This window comes from Brevundimonas sp. UBA7534 (genome assembly GCF_002479325.1).
In the GTDB taxonomy this organism is placed as follows: Bacteria; Pseudomonadota; Alphaproteobacteria; order Caulobacterales; family Caulobacteraceae; genus Brevundimonas.
The window spans coordinates 1-1,619 of sequence record NZ_DLMO01000167.1 but is presented as its reverse complement, the minus strand read 5'-3'; the positions used below and the strand labels follow the sequence as shown (position 1 = coordinate 1,619).

Annotated in this window: 1 protein-coding gene; it reads right to left on the bottom strand. The window is 68.0% G+C overall.

Annotated elements, in window-relative coordinates; genetic code table 11:
- Window positions 1-1,619 (bottom strand): efflux RND transporter permease subunit (locus B2U11_RS14045; RefSeq protein ID WP_292072626.1); only part of this gene is annotated, 1,619 nt, incomplete at both ends.

The window sequence follows — 1,619 nt, the reverse complement described above, 5'->3', positions numbered from 1 at the left end:
TCGATCGGTCTGCAGGATGACGTCATACTCCTGCCCGCCCTTGATGTAGGTCGTCGCCCGACGCGAGCCGAACATCGTCTCCAGGGTTCGGCCGATCGACTGGGACGACACGCCCAGCGCGGCCGCCTTCTGCGGATCGACATCGACCAGCAGGCGCGGCGAGTTCGGCTCGTAGTTCAGCCGCGGACGCGAGAAGCCAGGATTGCCCTGGGCCGCCGCCAGCAGCGGCTGAAGCCAGTTGTAGATCTGTTGGTAGTCCGTCCCCGTCGCGATCAGTTCGATGGAGTTGGAGTTGCCGCCGCCGCGCTGGAAGGCGCCGGGCGTGGAGGCGTTCACCTGGGCGTCGGTCTGGTTTCGCAGCTTGCCGTTCAGCTCCTGCGCGATCTCGGCCGCCGACCGGTCGCGCTTGGACCAGTCCGACAGCACCATCACCGCATTGCCGGAGTTGAAGCTGCCGCCGCCGAAACCAGGAGCCGAAACCAGGAAACTGTCGGCCTCGCCGCTGGCCTTGTATTCGGCCAGGAGCGGCTCCAGCCCCATCATGATCTTGCGCGTGTAATCGAAGCCCGCGCCCTCAGGTCCCGCCACGCGTACGCTGACACGGCCCCGGTCCTCGTCAGGGACCAACTCATTGGGCAGAACCAGGAACATGCCCACTGCGCCCGCAGCCACCAGGGCGATCAGCCCGGCCACGCCGACGACCGCGATGCGCCGCCCCAGCAGCAGGTCCAGCGAACGGCCATAGGACGTCTTCAGCCGGTCCATGGCCCAGTCGACGCGCCGCGCGACCCAGCCGCCGCCCTGGGCGGGCTTCAGGATCTTGGACGCCAGCATCGGCGACAGGCTCAGCGCCAGGAAAGCGGAGAAGGCCACCGCCGCGGCGATGGCCGCCGCCAACTCCACGAACAGCCGCCCGACATACCCCGGCAGGAACAGCAGCGGCGCAAACACCGACAGCAGCACGATGGTCGTGGCCACGACCGCGAAGAACACCTGGCGGGCGCCCCGTTCGGCGGCGACCAGGGGCGGCTCGCCGTGATCCAGGCGGCGCTGGATGTTCTCGACCACCACGATGGCGTCGTCGACGACCAGACCGATGGCCAAAACCAGCGCCAACAGCGTCAGCAGGTTCAGCGAAAAGCCCAGCGGGGCCAGGACGATGAAGGTCGCCAGCAAGCAGATCGGCGCCACGATCGACGGGATCAGGGCGGCCCGCAGGCTGCCCAGAAAGATGAAGTTGACCAACGCCACCAGCGCCATCGAAATGCCGATGGTGATCCAGACCTCGTCGATGGCGTGGGAGGTGAAGACCGAATTGTCCGATCCGACCTCGATGGTCACGCCCGGCGGCAGGCTGGGCCGGATCTCCTCGATCATCTTGTGAACGCCCTCGGAGATGGCCAGGTCGTTCGACTGGGCCTGACGGGTCACCGCCAGGCCGATCTGGTCCATGCCGTTGCCGCGGAACAGGCGACGTTCCTCCTCCGGCGCCTCCTCCACGCGGGCCACGTCGCCCAGGCGCGTCACATAGGTGGGCTGGCCCTGGATGATGGCGGACGACCCGCTGCCCGTGCCGGTCGCCACTGCATTGGACGCCGAGGCGGAGCCCCGGGTGCCGA